The organism is Polaribacter sp., assembly GCF_051251875.1.
Lineage (GTDB): Bacteria > Bacteroidota > Bacteroidia > Flavobacteriales > Flavobacteriaceae > Polaribacter.
In genome coordinates, this window is record NZ_JBPOGL010000002.1 from 192,089 (window position 1) to 212,398 (window position 20,310).

At 29.8% G+C, this 20,310-nt stretch carries 18 protein-coding genes; 6 read left to right on the top strand and 12 right to left on the bottom strand.

Translation table 11 applies throughout. The features are described from left to right. Positions 1-97 precede the first annotated feature (97 nt). From ACSHW5_RS02005 to ACSHW5_RS02015, 3 genes are all read left to right on the top strand, one after another. Complete coding sequence (locus tag ACSHW5_RS02005) at positions 98-2,086, top strand: alpha-ketoacid dehydrogenase subunit alpha/beta (RefSeq protein ID WP_435674433.1); 1,989 nt, start codon at positions 98-100, stop codon at positions 2,084-2,086. Positions 2,087-2,237: 151 nt separating this feature from the next. Continuing rightward, positions 2,238-3,245 carry an NADP-dependent oxidoreductase gene (locus tag ACSHW5_RS02010; RefSeq protein WP_435674434.1) on the top strand — a complete coding sequence of 336 codons (1,008 nt, stop codon included), beginning with the start codon at positions 2,238-2,240 and terminating at the stop codon, positions 3,243-3,245. Then, positions 3,245-3,430: a CPXCG motif-containing cysteine-rich protein gene (locus ACSHW5_RS02015; RefSeq protein ID WP_435674435.1), complete on the top strand. Its 186-nt coding sequence runs from the start codon at positions 3,245-3,247 to the stop codon at positions 3,428-3,430. The genes ACSHW5_RS02010 and ACSHW5_RS02015 overlap by 1 nt, the downstream gene beginning before the upstream one ends. Positions 3,431-3,630: 200 nt before the next feature. Here the strand turns inward: ACSHW5_RS02015 and ACSHW5_RS02020 are convergent, their stop codons facing one another. The 10 genes from ACSHW5_RS02020 to ACSHW5_RS02065 all read right to left on the bottom strand — a co-directional run bounded on the left by ACSHW5_RS02020 (position 3,631) and on the right by ACSHW5_RS02065 (position 13,068). After that, the gene (locus ACSHW5_RS02020) at positions 3,631-4,335 is read right to left on the bottom strand and encodes a pseudouridine synthase (protein WP_435674436.1); all 705 of its coding nucleotides are present in this window, start codon (positions 4,333-4,335) and stop codon (positions 3,631-3,633) included. Positions 4,336-4,341: 6 nt separating this feature from the next. Beyond that, positions 4,342-5,466, bottom strand: a complete 1,125-nt coding sequence (locus ACSHW5_RS02025; RefSeq protein WP_435674437.1) for a thioredoxin-like domain-containing protein — start codon at positions 5,464-5,466, stop codon at positions 4,342-4,344. 158 nt (positions 5,467-5,624) lie between these two features. After that, complete coding sequence (locus ACSHW5_RS02030) at positions 5,625-6,818, bottom strand: multidrug effflux MFS transporter (protein WP_435674438.1); 1,194 nt, start codon at positions 6,816-6,818, stop codon at positions 5,625-5,627. 108 nt (positions 6,819-6,926) lie between these two features. Further along, positions 6,927-7,343, bottom strand: a complete 417-nt coding sequence (locus tag ACSHW5_RS02035) for a DUF805 domain-containing protein (protein WP_435674439.1) — start codon at positions 7,341-7,343, stop codon at positions 6,927-6,929. A gap of 10 nt (positions 7,344-7,353) precedes the next feature. Beyond that, positions 7,354-7,689, bottom strand: coding sequence for a hypothetical protein (locus tag ACSHW5_RS02040; RefSeq protein WP_435674440.1), 336 nt, complete (start codon positions 7,687-7,689; stop codon positions 7,354-7,356). Between the two features lie 43 nt (positions 7,690-7,732). Further along, the gene (locus ACSHW5_RS02045; RefSeq protein WP_435674461.1) at positions 7,733-8,947 is read right to left on the bottom strand and encodes a DUF58 domain-containing protein; all 1,215 of its coding nucleotides are present in this window, start codon (positions 8,945-8,947) and stop codon (positions 7,733-7,735) included. A 172-nt stretch (positions 8,948-9,119) separates the two neighbouring features. Then, positions 9,120-10,166 (bottom strand): AAA family ATPase, encoded by a 1,047-nt coding sequence (locus ACSHW5_RS02050; protein WP_435674441.1) that lies wholly within the window; start codon positions 10,164-10,166, stop codon positions 9,120-9,122. Positions 10,167-10,169: 3 nt separating this feature from the next. Beyond that, positions 10,170-11,378: a DUF4350 domain-containing protein gene (locus ACSHW5_RS02055; protein WP_435674442.1), complete on the bottom strand. Its 1,209-nt coding sequence runs from the start codon at positions 11,376-11,378 to the stop codon at positions 10,170-10,172. Next, the gene (locus tag ACSHW5_RS02060) at positions 11,378-12,103 is read right to left on the bottom strand and encodes a hypothetical protein (RefSeq protein WP_435674443.1); all 726 of its coding nucleotides are present in this window, start codon (positions 12,101-12,103) and stop codon (positions 11,378-11,380) included. Before ACSHW5_RS02060 ends, ACSHW5_RS02055 begins: the two co-directional genes overlap by 1 nt. Next, entirely contained in the window at positions 12,103-13,068 is a 966-nt protein-coding gene (locus tag ACSHW5_RS02065) for a stage II sporulation protein M (RefSeq protein WP_435674444.1), read from the bottom strand. The genes ACSHW5_RS02060 and ACSHW5_RS02065 overlap by 1 nt, the downstream gene beginning before the upstream one ends. Before the next feature lie 22 nt (positions 13,069-13,090). Between ACSHW5_RS02065 and ACSHW5_RS02070 the strand changes: the two genes are divergently transcribed. From ACSHW5_RS02070 to ACSHW5_RS02080, 3 genes are all read left to right on the top strand, one after another. Next, positions 13,091-13,903 carry an RDD family protein gene (locus tag ACSHW5_RS02070; RefSeq protein ID WP_435674445.1) on the top strand — a complete coding sequence of 271 codons (813 nt, stop codon included), beginning with the start codon at positions 13,091-13,093 and terminating at the stop codon, positions 13,901-13,903. An 84-nt stretch (positions 13,904-13,987) separates the two neighbouring features. Continuing rightward, positions 13,988-16,093 (top strand): elongation factor G, encoded by a 2,106-nt coding sequence (locus ACSHW5_RS02075; RefSeq protein ID WP_435674446.1) that lies wholly within the window; start codon positions 13,988-13,990, stop codon positions 16,091-16,093. A 17-nt stretch (positions 16,094-16,110) separates the two neighbouring features. Further along, positions 16,111-16,497, top strand: a complete 387-nt coding sequence (locus tag ACSHW5_RS02080) for a hypothetical protein (protein ID WP_435674447.1) — start codon at positions 16,111-16,113, stop codon at positions 16,495-16,497. A gap of 993 nt (positions 16,498-17,490) precedes the next feature. On the opposite strand, the gene ACSHW5_RS02085 is transcribed toward ACSHW5_RS02080, so the two are convergent. Together ACSHW5_RS02085 and ACSHW5_RS02090 are read right to left on the bottom strand one after the other, a co-directional pair. Then, positions 17,491-18,408, bottom strand: a complete 918-nt coding sequence (locus ACSHW5_RS02085; protein WP_435674448.1) for a hypothetical protein — start codon at positions 18,406-18,408, stop codon at positions 17,491-17,493. A 1,457-nt stretch (positions 18,409-19,865) separates the two neighbouring features. Further along, positions 19,866-20,309 carry a hypothetical protein gene (locus ACSHW5_RS02090; RefSeq protein ID WP_435674449.1) on the bottom strand — a complete coding sequence of 148 codons (444 nt, stop codon included), beginning with the start codon at positions 20,307-20,309 and terminating at the stop codon, positions 19,866-19,868. Position 20,310 lies beyond the last annotated feature (1 nt).

Sequence of the window (20,310 nt, forward strand, 5' to 3'; positions counted from 1 at the left end):
TAAAAAAATCCTTATCAGTAAAATGATAAGGATTTTTTTTATGGAATGTATATCTTTATTCCTATGTTTGTTTATATAATTATGAAATCTTTAATTTATGTCTGCTAAAATTGATTTTATTAAAAATTCTATTCAAAACAAAACACTCTTAAAACTCTACAAAGAGATGTTAAAACCTCGTTTAATTGAGGAAAAAATGCTGATTCTTTTACGTCAAGGAAAAATCTCTAAATGGTTTTCTGGTATTGGTCAAGAAGCCATTTCGGTGGGCGTTACCCATGCGTTAGAAAAAGACGAATATATTTTACCAATGCACAGAAATTTAGGTGTTTTTACAACTAGAGATATTCCTTTGCACAGACTATTTTCTCAGTGGCAAGGTAAAATGAATGGCTTTACAAAAGGTAGAGATAGAAGTTTTCATTTTGGTACCCAAGCCTATAATATAGTGGGAATGATTTCTCATTTAGGACCACAATTAGGAGTTGCAGACGGAATAGCATTGGCCAATTTGTTAAAGAAAAACAATAAAATTTGTGCTGTTTTTACAGGAGAAGGCGCCACAAGTGAAGGTGATTTTCATGAAGCTTTAAACGTAGCGGCTGTTTGGAGTTTACCCGTTTTATTTTGTGTAGAAAATAATGGCTACGGATTATCTACACCCACCAAAGAGCAATTTTTGTGCAAGAATATTGCAGATAAAGGAATTGGTTACGGAATGGAAAGCCATATAATTGATGGAAATAACATTCTTGAAGTTTACACAAAAGTGGATGAAATAGCCAAAAGTGTAAGAAAAAATCCAAGACCTATTTTACTTGAATTTAAAACATTTAGAATGCGTGGTCATGAAGAAGCAAGTGGTACTAAATATGTTCCGCAAGCGGATTTAGATTTTTGGGGAGCAAAAGATCCCTTAGAAAATTATCAAGAATTTTTAATAAAAGAAAAAATTCTAACGGAAAAACTCGAAGTTTCTTTAAAAGAAGAAATACTACACGAAATTAATGAACATTTACAGATTGCTTTTCAAGAACAAAAAGTAACGCCAAATTTAGAATCTGAGCTGAATGATATGTATAAAAATCATCAATTTACAGCTATTAAACCATCAAAAGAGACTAAAAATATACGTTTTGTTGATGCTATTTCAGAAGGATTGTATCAATCTATGGAAAAATATCCAGATTTAGTAATCATGGGACAAGATGTTGCAGATTATGGTGGTGTTTTTAAAATAACCGATGGTTTTGTTTCAAAATTTGGAAAAGAACGCGTTCGAAATACACCAATTTGCGAATCTGCTATTGTATCTGCAAGTTATGGTTTGTCTGTAAATGGCGTAAAATCTGTGGTGGAAATGCAATTTGCAGATTTTGTATCATCAGGTTTTAATCCGATTGTAAATTTATTAGCAAAATCTCATTATCGCTGGCAACAAAACGCAGATGTTGTTATAAGAATGCCTTGCGGAGCAGGAATAGGAGCAGGACCTTTTCATAGTCAAACAAATGAAGCTTGGTTTACAAAAACACCCGGTTTAAAAGTTGTGTATCCTGCATTTCCTCAAGATGCAAAAGGATTGCTTATTGAAGCAATTAACGACCCAAATCCTGTGCTATTTTTTGAGCACAAAGCCTTGTATAGAACTGTATATAATGATGTTTCAGAAAATTATTATACCACAGAAATTGGCAAAGCTGCATTGTTAAAAGAAGGTACGCAAATTACACTAATTAGTTACGGCGCTGGTATTCATTGGGTTTTAGAAGTCTTAGAAAAACATGCTACGATTTCTGCGGATGTAATAGATTTAAGAACATTACAACCTTTAGATGTTGAAACAATTTATGCATCTATCAAAAAAACAGGGAAAGGAATTATAGTACAAGAAGATTCTGCTTTTGGCGGAATTGCAAGTGATATTTCTGCATTAATTACAGAAAATTGCTTCGAATTTTTAGATGGCCCTATAAAAAGAGTCGCTAGTTTAGAAACACCTATTCCTTTTGATAAGGAGTTAGAAAATCAATATTTGGGAAAAAATAGGTTAGAAAAAACTCTTTTAGAATTGTTAGCGTATTAAAAATGGTATTCCGAAGGAAACTTAGAATTATGGAATTTTTAAAGTATAAATTCTAAAAAAAACTATTTAGAAGCATCGCTTAAAAGTTTAACATTTTTGTATTTGCCTTAGTATTAAAAAACTATTATTTTTAGAAATTAAAATATCAATGATGAATAACAAACAAATAATTTTTAAAAATCGTCCACAAGGAATTCCAGATAAAAATACTTGGCAATTAGAAGACCACCCAATTCCAGAACTAGAGGAAGGAGAAATTTTAATTCAACAACATTATGTTTCATTAGATCCTGCAATGCGTGGTTGGCTAAATGATACCAAATCATACATTCCGCCGGTTGCAATAGATAGTGTAATGCGTGCAGGTTCTATAGGTAAAGTTGTTAAAAATAACGGCAATCCTAATTTTCAAATAGGAGATTGTATTTCTGGTTGGGGAGGTGTACAACAATATATAGTTTCCGATGGAGAAGGCTGTTTTAAAGTGGATGAAAAGGTAGCATCGATGCCCACTTTTTTAGGCACATTAGGTATGCCAGGAATGACCGCTTATTTTGGTATTATAGAAGTTGCAAAAATTAAAGAAGGAGATATTGTTTTGGTTTCTGGCGCTGCAGGTGCTGTTGGAAGTATTGTTGGGCAAATTGCTAAAATTAAAGGCTGTAGAGTAATTGGAATTACTGGTGGAAAAGAAAAATGCGATTATATTGTTAATGAATTAGGTTTTGACGCTGCTATAGATTACAAATCTGAAAATATATACACTGCTTTAAAAGAAAAATGCCCAAAAGGAATTGATGTTTATTTTGACAATGTTGGTGGTGTTATTTTAGATGCGGCATTAAGTAAATTAAGAATGCATGCAACTGTAGTACTTTGTGGTGCAATTTCGCAATACAACAACAAGAAAAAAATTAATGGTCCTAGTAATTATTTATCACTTTTAGTAACCCGCTCTACCATGAAAGGCATGGTAGTTATAGATTACGCTAAAGATTTTGGCAAAGCAGCAAAACAAATGGGAACTTGGTTGCAAGAAGGAAAACTAAAGTCTAGAGAAGATATTTATAATGGAATTGAAAATTTTCAGGATACTTACAATAGATTGTTTTCTGGGGATAAAAAAGGAAAATTAATTTTAAAAGTGATAGAAGAATAGTGGAATTAGAACATTTTTTTCAATGTCCACATTGTTGGTCAGAAATATCTATGATTCTAGACGCAAGCGTACATCAACAAACATATATAGAAGATTGCGAAGTTTGCTGCAATCCCATAGAAATTACGCCAAATTTTGAAAATGGAGAATTGATTGGTTTTAATTCAAATTCTATTGAACAATAATTTTTGTTTTTATTAGAAGCTAATTCCTGCTTTCCGTTATATCTTTTTTCTTCTGTTCTCGATACAAATTTGCAAAAAAGCAAATTCACTCGAACTGCCAGAAAAAAGGATGCCACTTCAATCAGGGCTAGACTTGTTTGCCAACTTTTATCCTTTATTGAAGTTCTATGCTTTATTAATTACTGTGAAATAATATCTACCTACAAAAGAGGATTTTTCCAAGAAAACTTCTTATACAAAGCTATCCAATCTGTGGGAAAAGGAGCAATTAGACACAATTTGGCTGAAGTAAAAGGATGTGAAAATTCTAATTTTCCAGCATGTAAAAACATGTTTTTCCATCCAAATTTTTCTTCAAACATCATGTTGTGGTTTTTATCTCCATATTTTGGGTCACCAATTAATGGATGACTTATTTTATTAGCATGTACACGTAATTGATGCATTCTTCCTGTTTTTGGCATTAATTCTACCAAACTATAACGAGAAGAATCATAAGGTTTCACAGGAATTTCAAGAGTAACTTTTTCTAGAGTATGTAAATATGTTAAGGCTTCTTTATGCACATTTGCATCACGTCCTTTTACCGGCGAATCTATTGTTTTCTCAGTAGGAGCGTGGCCTCTAACAATACCAAAATATGTTTTCTGAATTTCGTTATTTGTAAATAATTCTTGAAATTTTGATACAAATTGAGTCTCTTTAGCCAACAAAATAATGCCTGATGTTTTTCTATCTAAACGATGAATAGGATAAAATTTACCTCCAATTTGTTCATCTAATAATTGCAAAAGAGATTTTTCATCAGATACATTTCTAGAATGATACGCATGATGAACCACAACATTATTTGGTTTTGAAACACAAATAATATATTCATCTTGATAAATAACATTGATTTCCATAAAGAATTATAATAATTTTTTAAGTTGGTATTCTAATTCTGTAATGGTAATTTTTTCTTTAATAATACCTCCGTTACCATCAATTAAAACCATATAAGGAATTGAACGAATGCCATACATGGAAGATATTCTGCCATAATCATCAAAAACATGATTCCAGCTTAACATATTGTCTTGCTCAATTCCATTTTTCCAATCTTCAGTATTTTTATCTTCAGAGACCGTTAAAATTGTAAAACCTTTGTTTTTGTATTTATTATACAATTCTCTAACTCTAGGAGTTACCATTCTACAAGGTCCACACCAACTTGCCCAAAAATCTACTAAAATTACTTTTTTTCCTTTTATAACAGACTGTAAAGAAACTACTTCGCCCTGTAAGCCATCGCCAGTAAACATAATAGCCGGTTTTCTATATATCTTTTTAGCCGCTTTTACTCTTTTTTCATCTGCCAATTTTTGGTCATAAATTGTTTGTAATTTTCTTATTTCTTCAGTTAAAACAGTATGTAAAACACTAGATTCTATAATTTTAGAATTGCTTTTAATCATTTTTAATTCCTCTAAACTAAAATTGAAATTGGTAGCTAATAGGGTAGAAGACAACAAATTATTTGCGTTGTCTATGACATAATCGGTATTTATTTTTTTAAGTGTTTTGTTTATTCCTTTAATAGATTTTTTTAAATCTTTTTTTGAAATTTTATCAACCATAAAAGAATCTAACAACATTAATTTTTGTGCATTTAATTCTATTTTTAAAGCGTTAAATACCTGTTGTTTTGAGTTTAAATCACCACCAATAATTGTAGTATTTTTATCATTTATAAAAACGGTAAACTTGCCATTTTCTATAATAACAGGATGTTTTTTAATTGCGTTTTGTAGTTGTAAATGATATGCTGAAGCCGATTTTACAAAACCTTTAAATTGAAAAATATGATCAACTACTTTAGAAGAGTCTATTTTTTCGTTTTTCTCATTCATTAGATAAACAAGAGATGAATTACTAGTTGTTGGCAACGTACCATCAATAGTATACCCTGTAGGTGTTTTTTCTGTTTTATCAACTGAATTACAAGAAGTTAATAGAAAAAAAACACAACTTGTTAGGACTATTAATGTGCGCATAAAAATATATTTAATTTTGATATCCTCTAATAATTGCACAAAATACTAATATTTCTACAGTTTTTATATTTAATTTTTAGACTTTTGATAAAATAAAGACGATTTTTTTTTTCGAGAATAAAATTGAATGTAGAATTGATTGTTTAAGGATGCTTCTTTTAATTTTTCCTTACTTTAAGTAAAACAATTAAGAGTAATGAAATAGCACCACAAACAAAAAAACCGATAAATAAAGGCAAAGGAGTATTGGTAATATAGCTACCTATAAAAGTTGCAATAGGCACTGCCATCATGGTAGAAACAAAACCATTAATTGCCGCACCAACACCGGCAATATGCCCAATAGGTTCCATGGCTAATGCTCTTGTATTTCCGAATAGGAAGCCAATAGAAAAAAATTGAAAACCAAAAAATAGTAATAAAATATAAATATTAGGGTTTGCTTCACCGGAATAAAGTACAATGTACAAAAGTGAAACTACAGTAAACATTACAGTAAATAAGGAAACCAATTTAAGCATCCCTAATTTTACAACCAATTTACCGTTTAAAAAAGTAGCCAATCCTATGCTTATGGCTAAACAGGCAAAAATAAAAGGAAATTCTTCTTCTAAATGGTATTGTGTTACAAAAATATGTTGACTAGCACTTAAATACACCATAAAAGAACCAGTTATAAAACCAGAAAATATGGTGAAAATTACAGCGTATTTATACTTTACAAATTCTTTAAGTCCATCCACAAAAAGAGCAAACCTAAACTTCTTTCTTTTTTCTATTGCCAACGTTTCTGGTTGTCTTTTCCAAACCCAAAGTATGATAAAAACCCCTATAATTAACTGACTATAAAATATAGATTTCCAGCCATAAGCATCTAATAATAATTTACCCAAAGCAGGGGCAACAACAGGTATTAAGATAAAAATAACGGTGATAAAAGACATCACCCTTGCCATATAATTACCGCTAAATCGATCTCTTACCATTGCAATACTAATGGTTCTTGGGGCAGACAAACCAACTCCTTGTAATAGTCTACCAACAATCATCATTTCTAAATTTGTTGCAAAAAGACAAATAAAACTGGCTAAAACAAACACCGTAAAACCTATATAAATTATAGGTTTTCTTCCAAAACTATCAGATAAAGGGCCAGAAACAAGTTGTCCAAAACCAATACCTAAAAAAATCATGGTTATAAATAACTGATTGTTTTTTGGATCTACAATGTGTATGGTTTTGCTAATATCTGAAATTGCCGGTAGTAATGCATCAATAGCAAAAGCCACTAAAGACATTAAAGAAGCCATTACAATAATAAATTCTGATTCTGATTTTTGCCTTATTTTCACGCGGCAAAAGTAGTTTTATTTAACCTTTAAGAAGGGATAAAACTCTTAAAATAAACAAAAAAAAGGTTGCTGATAGGCAACCTTTACACATTAAAAATATGATTCAAATTATTCAGTTCCTATTTGTTCTATTAAATTATCATTTCCGATTCCTTTTGGGTTCCTTCCCCATTTATTTGAACCATTTTTACTATCCATACATGTAAGAATTAACAACCAAAAATTTCCTATATACGGTATTAGGCATAATAAACACCACATTCCGCTTTTACCAATATCATGTAAACGTCTTACTGTTACAGCAAAATATGGAATTATTGTTGCTAAAACATAGAGAACAAGAGTACCAAGAACAATCATGCTTACGTCTTCATCAGAATAAAAACCAGCGCCAGAAAAGCCTAATAAAAAACCAAAGAAAAATAGTAATATAGAATGAAACAGGGTAAACATCCAAAACTCTTTACGTCTTGCTCTACCCTTAAAATCTGTATACTGCCTCCAAACCTTTACATACCAATTCATTCTATTGTTTTTATTCTTTTCCTATTTCAGAAACCTCTAAACCTGCTTTTTCAAACTCAATATCTAAACCACCTGTTTTCTTTAATATAAAATTAAGAAGTAAAGCACCTAACCAGCCCGCTATAAAACCAATAAAAAAGTAAAGAATAGGTGCTAAAATAACCATAAAAAAACTACCACCAATAATACCAAATGCTTCATTTCCTCCCATTCCTAGTCCAAAAATAGTGCTAAATAAAAACACAATGCTTAACATTATAAATGAAAACAATGCCATTATAGCGCCAGAAATAACATCATATTTAATGGCATCAATTTTTTTTAATTTTAATTTTAAATTATTCATACTAATTTTTTGCAAGTTAAATAGTTCTCAAATATATAGAAATTTAAAAAAGTCCTCTTGTTTTTAGTTCTAAATATTTGTTGATAGTGTCTCCTGTTAAGTTTTCTGGTTTTGTAAGCACAGATTGTATGCCATATTTTTTTAATTCATTTACAATACGTTTTTTTTCATACATAAATTTTTCAGCAATAATAGTATCATATACATCTTGTATATTCTTAGTCTGAAGGTTTTTTAAGGTATCTAAGGCGGTGTTTTCAAAGAAAACTACCAAAACCAAATGGTTTTTTGCCAAGGCGCGTAAGTAGGAGAGTTGTCTATTTAAACCATCCATGGTTTCAAAATTAGTATAGAGAATGAGTAAACTTCTATGGGTAATTTTTCTTTTTACAACAGTGTACAAAGTACTAAAATCAGATTCTGAGAAATCAGTTTTTATGTTGTACAATGCTTCTGAAATTAAATTCATTTGTGCATTTCTTCTTTCTGCAACTACCCAATCTTCTAGTTTGGTAGAAAATGATAACATACCTGCCTTGTCTTGTTTTCTTAACACTACATTGCTAATTGCCAAGGTTGCATTTACGGCATAATCTAACAAGGTTAATCCGTTAAAGTGCATTTGCATTGCTCTGCCTTTATCTATAATGGAATAAACAGGTTGAGATTTTTCTTCTACATATTGGTTAATCATCAACTGGTTTCTTTTTGCAGTTGCTTTCCAATTTAGGGTTCTAATATCATCGCCAGAAACATATTCTTTTATTTGTTCAAACTCTAAAGAATGACCAATTCTGCGTATTTTTTTTGTTCCGTAAGAAACAGCACTATTTGTAAATGCTTTAAAATCAAACTCTCGTAATTTTAAAAAAGAAGGATAACATTTTAGAACTGTTTCATCTGCCAAAACATATTTTCTAGTCACCAATTGCAAAGGGGAATTTGTATAAATATTTACATTTCCAAAATTATAAATACCTCTTTCTGTTGGTTTTAAATTGTACTGTATTTTTTTTTCTTCTTTAGATTTTATGCTTGTAGTAAAAGTAAAATTATGTTTTTGAAATTGAAATGGTAATTCTTCTATAATAGACAAGAAAACCGTAAAACCATACTTGTTTTTTATGATTACAGCAATCGTATTTTGATCGCCATTAGACAATCTCTCTGGTAAAAACCGTTCTAAAACTATTGCCTTTTCTGATTTGTATAACAAAAAACCATCAATAAAAACCAAAATTGTGATCACCAAAAACAAAATTTTGGAAACCTCAAAAATAAAGGGAGTAAAAAATCCTACCACAAATAAAAGCGCTATAATGGCTAGTATGTAGAAAAACCTATTGTTTAGAAATAAAGTGTTGTATAAATGTTTCAAAAAATGTGTAATTGTATTTTGCTATCTTTTTGTGTCTTGTAATTAAATATGTTTACCTCGGAATCTCTACAGATTCTATAATTTGTGTTATAATTTGTGTACTTGTTAAACCTTCCATTTCTCTTTCTGGCGTTACTATTACACGGTGTTTTAAAACAGGAATGGTAGCCCTTTTAATATCTTCTGGGGTTACAAAATCTCTACCCTCTATGGCTGCAAATGCTTTGGATGCACCTAAAATAGCAATACTTGCTCTTGGTGATGCACCTAAATATAAAAACGAATTTGTGCGCGTATTTACCACAATATTGGCAATGTATTTTAACAAGGTTTCTTCTATACTAACTTTTTTGATAAGTGCTCTAAATGCTACAATTTCTTTGCCTGAAATTACGGTTTCAATTTTACCAATTTTGGTGGCATTTTCTAAGGATTGTTCACGTCTTATTATTTCAAATTCTTCTTCGCTATTTGGATATTCTATGTTTATTTTGAATAAAAAACGGTCTAATTGTGCCTCTGGCAAACGATAAGTTCCTTCTTGTTCAATAGGGTTTTGGGTTGCTAAAACAATAAATGGTGCGTCCATTTTATAGGTGTTTCCGTCTATAGTAACTTGCTGTTCTTCCATCACCTCAAATAAAGCTGCTTGTGTTTTTGCAGGCGCTCTATTTATTTCATCAATTAAAATCATAGAAGAGAAAATTGGGCCTTTTTTAAACTCAAATTCTGAAGTTTGTAAATTATATACAGAAGTTCCTAAAATATCCGAAGGCATTAAATCTGGTGTAAATTGAATTCTACTAAAACCTACATCAATGGTTTTAGACAACAATTTTGCCGTAATGGTTTTTGCCACGCCAGGAACACCTTCTATTAATACATGTCCTTTTGCTAAAAGCGCTACTATTAACAAATCCATCATGTCTGTCTGGCCTACAATTACTTTTTGCAATTGCTGTTTTATTTTAAAAACACTTTCTTGTAATTCAGACAAATCAATTCTACTTTCAAAAGCCACTTTTTGAGTAGTTTCATCTGTACTAGAAGGTGTTTCTATTTTATTTTCTGCTGATGGGTTGTTCTGTTGTTCTTCCATAATCTATTTTTTGAAAAAATTTTCTATCATTTTATGCAATACCATTAGTTCTTCTTCCGAACAATCTAATTTTTTATCTAAGGTAATAATTGTATGAATTAAATACTTGGTTTTTTGAAGTTCATTGCCAGATTTAGCAGCTAATTTTTCAATAAAACTCTTGTTTAATTTTGAGGTGTCAATTAAATATTTTGATCTTACTTTTTCTAAAAAGTAGGTAATTTTTTTCTGTGCTATATTTTTATGATCTTCTTCTTTTAAATATAAATTGGCAATGGTTTGTGTAAATGCAACAGTAGAATTTACTAAAGGTTTTATCATCGGAATTGGGCGTTGTTTTCTTCTTGCATTGAACAACATAAAAAGTAAGGAACCAAAAAGTGTCACAAATAAAAACCAACTTAAAGATTGGTGTTGTAAGAAAAATTTAAAAATAGATTCTTTCCTATCTTTATTTTCAGAAGCATATTTACTTGTTTTTATCTGAGTATCCCATAAAATAGTTTCAGAAGGCAAATAAGAAAGTACATTTTCAGCATAAGCTTCCTTATCTTTCAAGAGATTATAATTGGTAAAAACAACCGGATTGCAATGCAAATAAATAGCACCTTTACCACGATAAATTTTTATAAAATTGGGCACTTTTTCGCCATCAATTACAGTAGTTCCTAATACAATAGTGTTGTTTTCATTATACTGTAAAAAATAGTGTCTTCTACTATTTCTATCGAAATGAAAAGGTTGATTTCTAAAAGCAGAATTCTCTAAATAATACTCACCTCTTAATTTTCGTAAATCTTGAACGGTAAACGCACTTTTATCTAAATTATTGGTGGTAAATTCTAAGTTTTCTTTTAAAGAATCACTAAAATAATTCAGCGATAAAAAGATGGTATTTCCTTCTTTTACATGCTCTAATAAGCTGTTAACTCCGTTTTCAGTTAGCTTTATAGCACTGTTTTTTATACAGATATACGTACTCCGATTTTTATTTGCATCTAAAGAATCTATAAAAAAATCATACACATTTTCTTTTAAAGTAATTACTTTTTTATTCTCAAAAAGGTACTGTATTTCATTGTAGATTATGTAGGTGCCAAAAGGACTTTTCTCTTTTTCCTTAAAATTTTCTTCCCAGTTGGTTTTGTTACAAGCAAATAATTGCAATAAAACCAAAAGGATAACACTTTTCTTTATGTAGTTAAAACCCATCAAAATTGTGAATTTATAAAAGATTTGTATTCCTTTTCTAAGTTATCAAATATGTTTTTATCAATAGAAAATTGACCATACCAAACATAAGAATAGGCATAAGAAAGGTATGAAAATTGTTTTTTAATATTCAAATTTTCAATTTCTAAAAGATATTCTGTATTTGTTTTTTCTTTGTGGTAATCAATGAATTTATTTGTTGATAACTGTCTTAAAACCAGCAAATAATAATACCTCACAGCCAATCTATATTCATTGTTTTGTATGGCTTTTTTAAGCAAAGAATCAAGGTCTATTTCATGGATATCTTCCTCTTCATAAAATAGTTTTTGATTGCTTTTTTTTCCTTTCGATTTAAAATTCCAAAAACCAATTTCAGAACCCAAAAATGTTTTAAGAATGATAAAAATAATAATTGCGCCTAACAAATATGGGAAAATATATTTCATAAAATAGCCCAATCCGTTAAAAAAAGCCAACGTGGTAGGAGAGGGGGCGTCATTTTCTTTTTCTGCTTCCTTTTCTTCGGTATAAGTAAAGTCCCTACCAGAATATTTTTCTTTTAAATTCTCTTGAAACTCTTTTTTTGAAACATAGTTGATGTCTTTTTTATAAACGGTGGTGTCTATAAATTTCTCCACAAGTAACGTATCTACAAGCTGTTCTTGAGAAAAACCAACCAAACTAGGCAGCAATAGCGCCATAAAAAGTAGCTTTTTTATCATTATCTGAGACCGTGTTTTTTAGCTACATAAAATGGCAAAACCAAATAATAATAACTGATGGAAACTAGGCTAAATATAATAATAGCAAAACAAAAAATGGTGGGCATAATATTAGAAAAACGCGTAATATAGCCTTCTAAAAATGCTGCAATAATAGTAAACGGAATGGTGCTAATAAAAATATAAAAAGCATTTTTAACGCCAATTTTAAAAGATTCTATCCGTTTTAGCGTTCCCGGAAATAAAATACTTGCGCCAATAATATATCCGGCGGCGGCTTCTATAATCATTCCAAAAATTTCGTAGGTTCCATGAATCCAGATTCCTTTAATACTATCAAAAAAACTATTGTTTTGATAAAAAAATGCTTGAAAAACAGCCACCATAATTCCATTGTAAACAATGTAAAAAACGGTGCCAATACCCACAAACAATCCAGATAAAAACATGTTTAATCCAACACGTTGGTTATTGTCATAAATTCCTATAAAAGTTCCCCAATTGCTACCTCCTTTATAAATTGCCATAGCATCGCCACTTTCTATATTTTCTAAGGTTTTATTTACATAATTATTTCCTAAAACCTGTCTTGCAAAAGTAGCATCATTAAAAGTAGAGAGGATTCCTATAAAAAAGAAGCAAAAGAAAATAATAAAAGAAAGGTAAATGTATTTTCTATATTGATAGGAGAGAAGTGGCACTTTATCAAAAAAGAAATATAAAAACACATTTTTATCTCTTCTTTTTGAGTGATACACCTTGTCGAAACTAGTTTTAGCCAACTTATTTAAATACAAAGTTACCTTACTTTTTGGGTAATAAGTTTGTGCATATACCAAATCATTCATGATTTTTATATGTAGGTTGGCTATGTCATCTGGACTATTTTTCTTTTTATTTGAATTTATATGTTCAAATTCAAGCCATTTTTCTTTATTTTGCTTTATAAAAGCGACCTCTCTCATTAAGAGCGAATTTAACTATTGCATGAAAACACTCCAAATAAAAACGGCACAAAATGTAAACATAAATTTTGCCTTGGCAAATGTAGGGCAACGCCTTTTGGCCTTTGGTATAGATAATCTTATAAAATTTGCATATCTGTATTTTGTAATACATCTATTAAATTTTAAATTAATAGACACAAACCTAGAAGGAGATCCTTGGACCTTAAGAGCCTTAGACGTTTTACTATTTTTACCCATCACATTTTATTCTTTATATTCAGAATTACTTATGGATGGACAAACTGTTGGGAAAAAATTACTAAAAATTAAAGTGATAAATATTGATGGATTTAAACCCGCAACTACAGATTTTATTATGCGCTGGTTTTTAAGAATTGTAGATTTTAATCTCTTTATGTTAATCTTTGTGTATGTTGCTTCTATGGGTTTAAACAACGAATATGAATGGTTAATTATTATCTTTTTTTTTGGAAAAAGTGTTGGTTTTTTGTTGATATTATTCACCAAAAACCAACAGCGTTTTGGAGATATTATTGCAAATACAGTGGTTATTTATACAAAAGATGATGTACAATTTACGGAAACAATTCTAGAGGAAATTTCTAATAAATATGTGCCAACGTACGCTAATGTGATTAAATTATCTGATAATGATGCCAGAATTATTAAGGAAACCTTTAAAATGGCTGCCAAACATCAAGATGTTGAAACCTTGGTAAAATTACGAGCTAAAATTATAGAAGTTACAGGCATACAAAGCAAAGAAAAGAGTGACACTAAATTTATAGATACTGTATTAAAAGATTATAATTTCTATACTCAAAATATGTAATCTTCAATTAAAACCTAACAAAAATCATATTTTAATAATTTTAAAGTTTTTAAATTTATAGGGCTAACGTATAAATAAAGCTTTATGAAAATATATGATGATAAACACATTAAAAACGTTGTGTTTGTAGGTGCACATAATAGTGGTAAAACCACTTTGGCAGAAACCATGCAATTTGAGGCAGGCATACTCAACAGAAGAGGAAGCATAGAAAATAAAAACACCGTTTCAGATTATCATGAAATAGAGCATGAAAGGCAAACTTCTGTATTTGCAACACCTTTACATACCGAATGGAGAAATTATAAGATCAATATTATTGATACTCCTGGCTTAGATGATTATATAGGCGAAATTATTTCTTCCATTAGAGTTTCCGACACCATAACTATGGTGATCAACGCAAAGTATGGCGTAGAAATTGGCACAGAAATTATTTGGAATTATATTGATAAATACCACAAACCAACGCTTTTTGTAGTAAACCAAATAGACCAAAATTTGGCTGATTTTGAAGCAAGCTATAAAAGCATCAAAAAATTAGTGGGCAACAGTGCTATTAAAATTCAATATCCTTTAAAAGTAGCTGGTAGCCAATGCATTATTGATGTTTTAAAAATGAAAATGTATAAATTTGGCAAAGAAGGAGGAAAGCCAGAAAAATTAGAGATTCCAGAAAATCAACAAGCAATTGCCAATCAGCTGCACAACGAATTGGTAGAAAAAGCAGCTGAAAATGATGAAGATTTGATGGAACTTTTCTTTGAAAAAGGCACTTTAAATGAAGATGAAATGAGAGCAGGAATTAAAGCAGGAATGTTAAATCATGATGTTTTTCCTGTTTTTTGCGTTTCTGCCATTAATGATATGGGAACAGGTAGATTAATGGGTTTTATAGACAATGTTGCACCAGCAGCTGCAGATTTAAAACCAGAACAAAGTGTTGAAGGAAATGAAATAAAACGAGACAAAGATGCAGCGCCTGTTTTGTTTGTTTTTAAAACAATTTATCAACCTAATTTAGGGCAAATTAACTTTTTTAAAGTAAAAGCCGGTGAAGTACACCTAAATGACAAATTGATCAATAGTAGCAATGGAGAAACAGAAACTATCAATCAATTATTTATTATGGATGGTAAAAATAAAGAAGCCGTTCAAAAATTATCTACAGGAGATATTGGTGCTACCACCAAATTAAAGTTTACTGAAACCAATGATACTTTAGCAACCGAAGAAGGTTTTACAATAAAACCAATTCAATATCCAGATGCTAGAGTTACCAAAGCTGTTTTTGCAGAAAACGTAAAAGATGAAGAAAAACTAAGTGATTCTTTAAAACGTTTGCAAAGTCAAGACCCAACTATTGTGATCAGTTATTCTAATGAAACCAAAGAAACTTTACTCAGTTGTCAAGGTGAATTGCATTTGGCAACCATTACCTGGATTTTAGAGAATATGTATGGCATAAAAGCCGAATTTAAAAGACCTAAAATTCAATATAGAGAAACCATACAGCGTTCTGCTACAGCAAATTACCGACATAAAAAACAATCTGGAGGATCTGGACAATTTGCTCAAGTTCACATTAAAATAGAACCTTGGCAAGAAGAAATGCCAGAACCAGAAGGCTTTAATATTAGAGGTAAAGAAGTGCTAACATTACCTTGGGGAGGAAAATTAGTTTTCTATAATTGTATTGTGGGTGGCGCTATAGACACGCGGTATTTACCGGCTGTTGTCAAGGGAATTTTAGAAGTAATGGAAGCTGGTCCGTTAACAAATTCCTTTGCTAGGGATGTACGAGTATTGTTGTATGATGGAAAAATGCATGCTGTAGATTCGAATGATATTTCTTTTAAAATAGCTGCAGCACACGCTTTTAAAGAAGCCTTTTTAAAAGCAAATCCTAGGTTGTTAGAACCTACAAAAGAAATCTATGTAAAAGTACCCGAGCAAATGGTGGGCAATGTTATGACCGAATTGCAATCTAGAAGATCTATGATATTGGGCATTGAAACTCAAGACAATTATCAGATTTTAAAATGCATAACACCAGCAGCAGAATTGTTTGGTTTTTCTTCTGCATTGCGTTCTATTACACAAGGAAAAGCAACGTTTAGTTCCCAATTTTCATCCTATCAAACAGTACCGGCGAATGTTCAAAAAGAATTAATAGCACAAAAAGTATAATTTAAATAGACAAGAATATGCAAACTCAAGTATCACATTTAAGCGATTTAAAATTTAATTTAGAAACCTGGAGAAGAGAATTGCGTTTTCATTTTAATGAAATGGATACGTTTGAAGAAAAACTAGAAGAAATAGCGGCTAGGGAATACAATAAAAGTGCTTCAATTTCTATAGAGCAATTTCAAAATAGAATATTAATTGAAAAAGATGCCATTTCTAAATTAAAACATAGATGTAAAAGTAAAATGGCAAATCTGAATAAAGTGCATGATTACGGAAATGGTTTTGAAACAAAATTCCAAAGCGATCATAGACCTTTAATGGAAGATATGAGAACTTATATTAAAATGCATTACGAATTAAAAGAAGAAATGATGACGTTTTTCTTAAATTGGTTGGAATAAGTGCTTCTATAGAATACTGATAGAATACTGAATGCTAAAAACCACATGCAATAGAAGTGTGTGGTTTTTCTTGTTCTTAAAAACTCTATTTAACATAATATAAATTATAGTACAAATGTATTTCATAAATTAGATAGCTATAATTCTATATTATGTAAAATATCCCAGAATGTTTAGTTCTTCGTAAGAAACGTTTGTACTTCGGTCATTAAACTAATAAGCGGTTTGCTTCGCAGCGTTTATAAAACATTTGTATCTATAATTAGCCGTTATGTAAAATAGCCGCTACCAATCGCTCGATTGTTTTATAAAATCAAATTGCTCTGGCAATTTATTTTACACACAATTATCCAACGCTTGCCAACTCCAAAATAAAAGCTAACCTTTTTGCTCTAATTAAAAATCGCGTATTCGATAAAATGTACGTAATAAAAAATTTTAGACGATTCTCGTAAGCTTGCCACAAGAGTATAAAATTTAAGAAAAATAAATTTCTATACACTTGTTATATTTAGAACTTCAATTAATCTTCCTTTTAATGTTTCATTATCTTTTGTCTTGAAACAAAAGAAACAAAAATTCAAGGCTGCATATAATTTTGGAAACAATTAACAGCTCATTCGCTATATTTTAGGAAACCTTGTAACTGGTTAACATTCCTTTGAAATCCCTTTATAATTGAAACTCTTAAATATCTGTATTACTAAACCCCTAAAATATGGATGCTCTTTTCTCCTATTGTTTTGACCAAAATTTTATGAGGCCAACAAACCCTTTAATAAATGCAAAAAACCACCATAAAGGTGGCTTTTTGTTATTTTAAAGAACCGTTCTAGCCAAATCTACTAATGCCCCATTTAATTATATTCTAGTGGAGCATACAGGAATCGAACCCGTTTCTGTTCAGTCTTTTCATTCCTATGATCTATAGGAATAATATTGTTTTTAGTTTTAAAGCAGGCATTTAAGCCTGCCTTAAACTACTTCAATTATCTATCCAACATCTGAATAACCATCATCATATATGATTTCAATTATCTCATCATCTGTTAGGACTCTTAATCTGCCATTTAAATGGTCAGTTTTGTAATCAACTAATAATTTACCAAAATGGATTGTCCAATTAGTTAAAGATGCTTTAGACAGAGGATATTGAGACTTAACATCTCTTATTAGTATTTTACCATCTTTACCTGTAGGACTAACATCCTTTAGCATTTTGGTATCATTGCTAACAAATTGTCTTATTGCATATCTATAAAAACAGCTTACATTTTTTCCAGCTGAATTTTCTAATCTAACAATATTTTTAGGTATAAAAATTATTGGCTTACCAAAGTATTCAGGCAATTCAACTTTTTTAGTTACCCATTTTAAAGTGCTAATATCAAAAATGTCCTTCTGAACAAAGGCTTTCATAGGTATTTTATGAATTCTACATTGCTCTTGAGTAAACTCAATTAAAACAGATTTAATAATTTTAGTTGTTATGTCAGAAATTCGATCAGAACTAATATCTTCAAAAAACAATTCAATATCAGCAAAATGGCTTAAAACACCAGTTTTTACTGCTATATTATTGTAAATTGTGTCGGCTATTCTTTGTCTTAATTTATTTCCAACTGAATTTCCATAATCCTTACTAAATGCATAACCTAGTCTTGTTTCGTTAGGCTCACTTAATCCTGATAATAAGTAATCCGCACTACTAAAAGATTTTTGTTTTACGTTTTTTAGTAATTCACTCCAGAAAACTTCTAAATGCTTTTGCATTTTTTTTGCTAAAGGTGTTCCCAAGCTTTCAATCAACCTTGGATCTACAAACAATAAGTTGTCTGTATTTAATCTGATATCAACAAAGTCTAATTTTTGCTGTTGATATCCTAACTTATAATATTCTGATATATTCATATCTCTATATATATTTTAAAATTGTTATGTATTAACACTATTGCTAATACTTATTTTATAAAAGCAATTATTGCTTTTATTACGTTTCTCTATATTTTAAAATTTACTTTCTAGGATATGATATTTTTAATTTATATTTATTTTAACATTGTTATTAACAATTTATTTTTATATTTGCACACTGATAACGTCGAAAATTATCTTTTAAATAAACTTTTAAAACTTATAAATCACTAATAATAAAGGTCCTAAGCCTCGAAAATTAGACGTACTTATTTGTTTTAACTGCAACAAACAATAGCTGAGTTTAGCACAAAATTCGTGCCAAATGTCTTGTTTAAGACATTATGGCATTTTTTTATGCAGTTTCGTTAAATATTTACTGACAGAATCGTGCAAAATTCAATAAATGACAGACAAATAGCATTTTGGCATACTAAACCATTCCACACATATTATGCTTCCCTCCTACGTCGTCGCATAAAAAGTGTTTCATTAACATTGTAGAAGAAACTTTTAAGAATAAATTTTTTCAAGATACTGTGAACAACTTTCGCTTTTTACCAAAGCAAAGTAACATAATGCAGTACATTATAATACATTTATATAGTAGTTTTCTGTATAGCCGTATTTCACGGATATTTAACATAATTGTAGCTATAGTGCCTTTAGGTCTTCTATATCGTCAACAATTATGTTAAAAGAAATCGACTTTAGGTGATTCACGAATACCAAAGTCGTTTGTAAACAATACTTATATAATCTATTTTGTATAAATGGCATATTCGGTACAATGGTCAAATAAATTTCAAATACGCGATTCTCAGGCAGGTTTATTTTTTGTACAAAACCATGTTATTTTTAAAATAAGCTGTCTATATTTTAACAATGTCCATTTTTGTCAACTTTTTAGAAAAGTATATATTTTATGAAATTGAGTTTTTACGAGATTCACGAACTCCTTTAAAGTTTTTGCTAATAATTAAAATATATGAGTAAAAATAAAATGCAATGCACTGGTTCTATATGGTGGTTATAATTCACTTTTTTTTACAGTGTTAATTATATTATGTTAAATACAAAACCATTTAGAAAAATTTATAATCTATGATTATGCTATTTTAAAAACTTATCCAATGGATTAATTCTTAAAAATAATGTCTTGAAACACTATTTAGTGAAAGCTAAATACCTAAAACAAAAATTCAAGGCTGCATATAATTTTGGAAACAATTAACGGCATTCGCTATATTTTAGACTATTTGCTGTTAAGAAAATGTACAGTGTACATTTTTAGGCAAATACGATTTGAAGGATGATTTTACTAAAGAACTCCAAAACATCTTACGACTTCCCTATTGTATTTCATTCGAATCATCCACTGGATAATTCTCTTGAAATAGCCTATTGTTTTTACCAAAATTTTATGAGGCCAAGTTTAACATTGAGATTCTATTTTACATAATGTTATTAATTAAGTCCAAATCAAAATCAGTAAAACCACTCCATTGAGCGTTATTAATTGAATAATTACCTTCTCTTATATAATGTATATATTCTGAACTAACGGCTTTCTTAAAATCATCAAAGGAATCCAAATCACTATAATCATCAACTTGTAAAAAAATAGAACCAAAATTTTCAAAATACTCTTTTTCCTGACTATTTAGAATATCTAAACAGCACACATCCATATTAATATTTTGACAATTGCGAATCGTAATTGAATAATCACCTTCAATTGAATGAAATTCTGAAAGTAAGTCATGTATTTTATAGTCTTCTCCTCTTCCAAACTCCTTCTCTACTCCAATTAAAAATGGAATTGTCAGTCCAGAACCTACAGGTTCTTTAGTAACGCACCAATAATATAAAACTTTATACCAAATATAATCTTCCATT

Coding starts and splice junctions, on each gene's coding strand:
- ACSHW5_RS02010 (WP_435674434.1), top strand. CDS start 2,238: ATGAATAACAAACAAATAATTTTTAAAAATCGTCCACAAGGAATTCCA.
- ACSHW5_RS02050 (WP_435674441.1), bottom strand. CDS start 10,166: ATGGAAGAACAACAGAACAACCCATCAGCAGAAAATAAAATAGAAACA.
- ACSHW5_RS02060 (WP_435674443.1), bottom strand. CDS start 12,103: ATGATAAAAAAGCTACTTTTTATGGCGCTATTGCTGCCTAGTTTGGTT.
- ACSHW5_RS02075 (WP_435674446.1), top strand. CDS start 13,988: ATGAAAATATATGATGATAAACACATTAAAAACGTTGTGTTTGTAGGT.
- ACSHW5_RS02005 (WP_435674433.1), top strand. CDS start 98: ATGTCTGCTAAAATTGATTTTATTAAAAATTCTATTCAAAACAAAACA.
- ACSHW5_RS02065 (WP_435674444.1), bottom strand. CDS start 13,068: ATGAGAGAGGTCGCTTTTATAAAGCAAAATAAAGAAAAATGGCTTGAA.
- ACSHW5_RS02020 (WP_435674436.1), bottom strand. CDS start 4,335: ATGGAAATCAATGTTATTTATCAAGATGAATATATTATTTGTGTTTCA.
- ACSHW5_RS02070 (WP_435674445.1), top strand. CDS start 13,091: ATGAAAACACTCCAAATAAAAACGGCACAAAATGTAAACATAAATTTT.
- ACSHW5_RS02080 (WP_435674447.1), top strand. CDS start 16,111: ATGCAAACTCAAGTATCACATTTAAGCGATTTAAAATTTAATTTAGAA.
- ACSHW5_RS02055 (WP_435674442.1), bottom strand. CDS start 11,378: ATGGGTTTTAACTACATAAAGAAAAGTGTTATCCTTTTGGTTTTATTG.
- ACSHW5_RS02040 (WP_435674440.1), bottom strand. CDS start 7,689: ATGAATAATTTAAAATTAAAATTAAAAAAAATTGATGCCATTAAATAT.
- ACSHW5_RS02025 (WP_435674437.1), bottom strand. CDS start 5,466: ATGCGCACATTAATAGTCCTAACAAGTTGTGTTTTTTTTCTATTAACT.
- ACSHW5_RS02090 (WP_435674449.1), bottom strand. CDS start 20,309: ATGGAAGATTATATTTGGTATAAAGTTTTATATTATTGGTGCGTTACT.
- ACSHW5_RS02085 (WP_435674448.1), bottom strand. CDS start 18,408: ATGAATATATCAGAATATTATAAGTTAGGATATCAACAGCAAAAATTA.
- ACSHW5_RS02035 (WP_435674439.1), bottom strand. CDS start 7,343: ATGAATTGGTATGTAAAGGTTTGGAGGCAGTATACAGATTTTAAGGGT.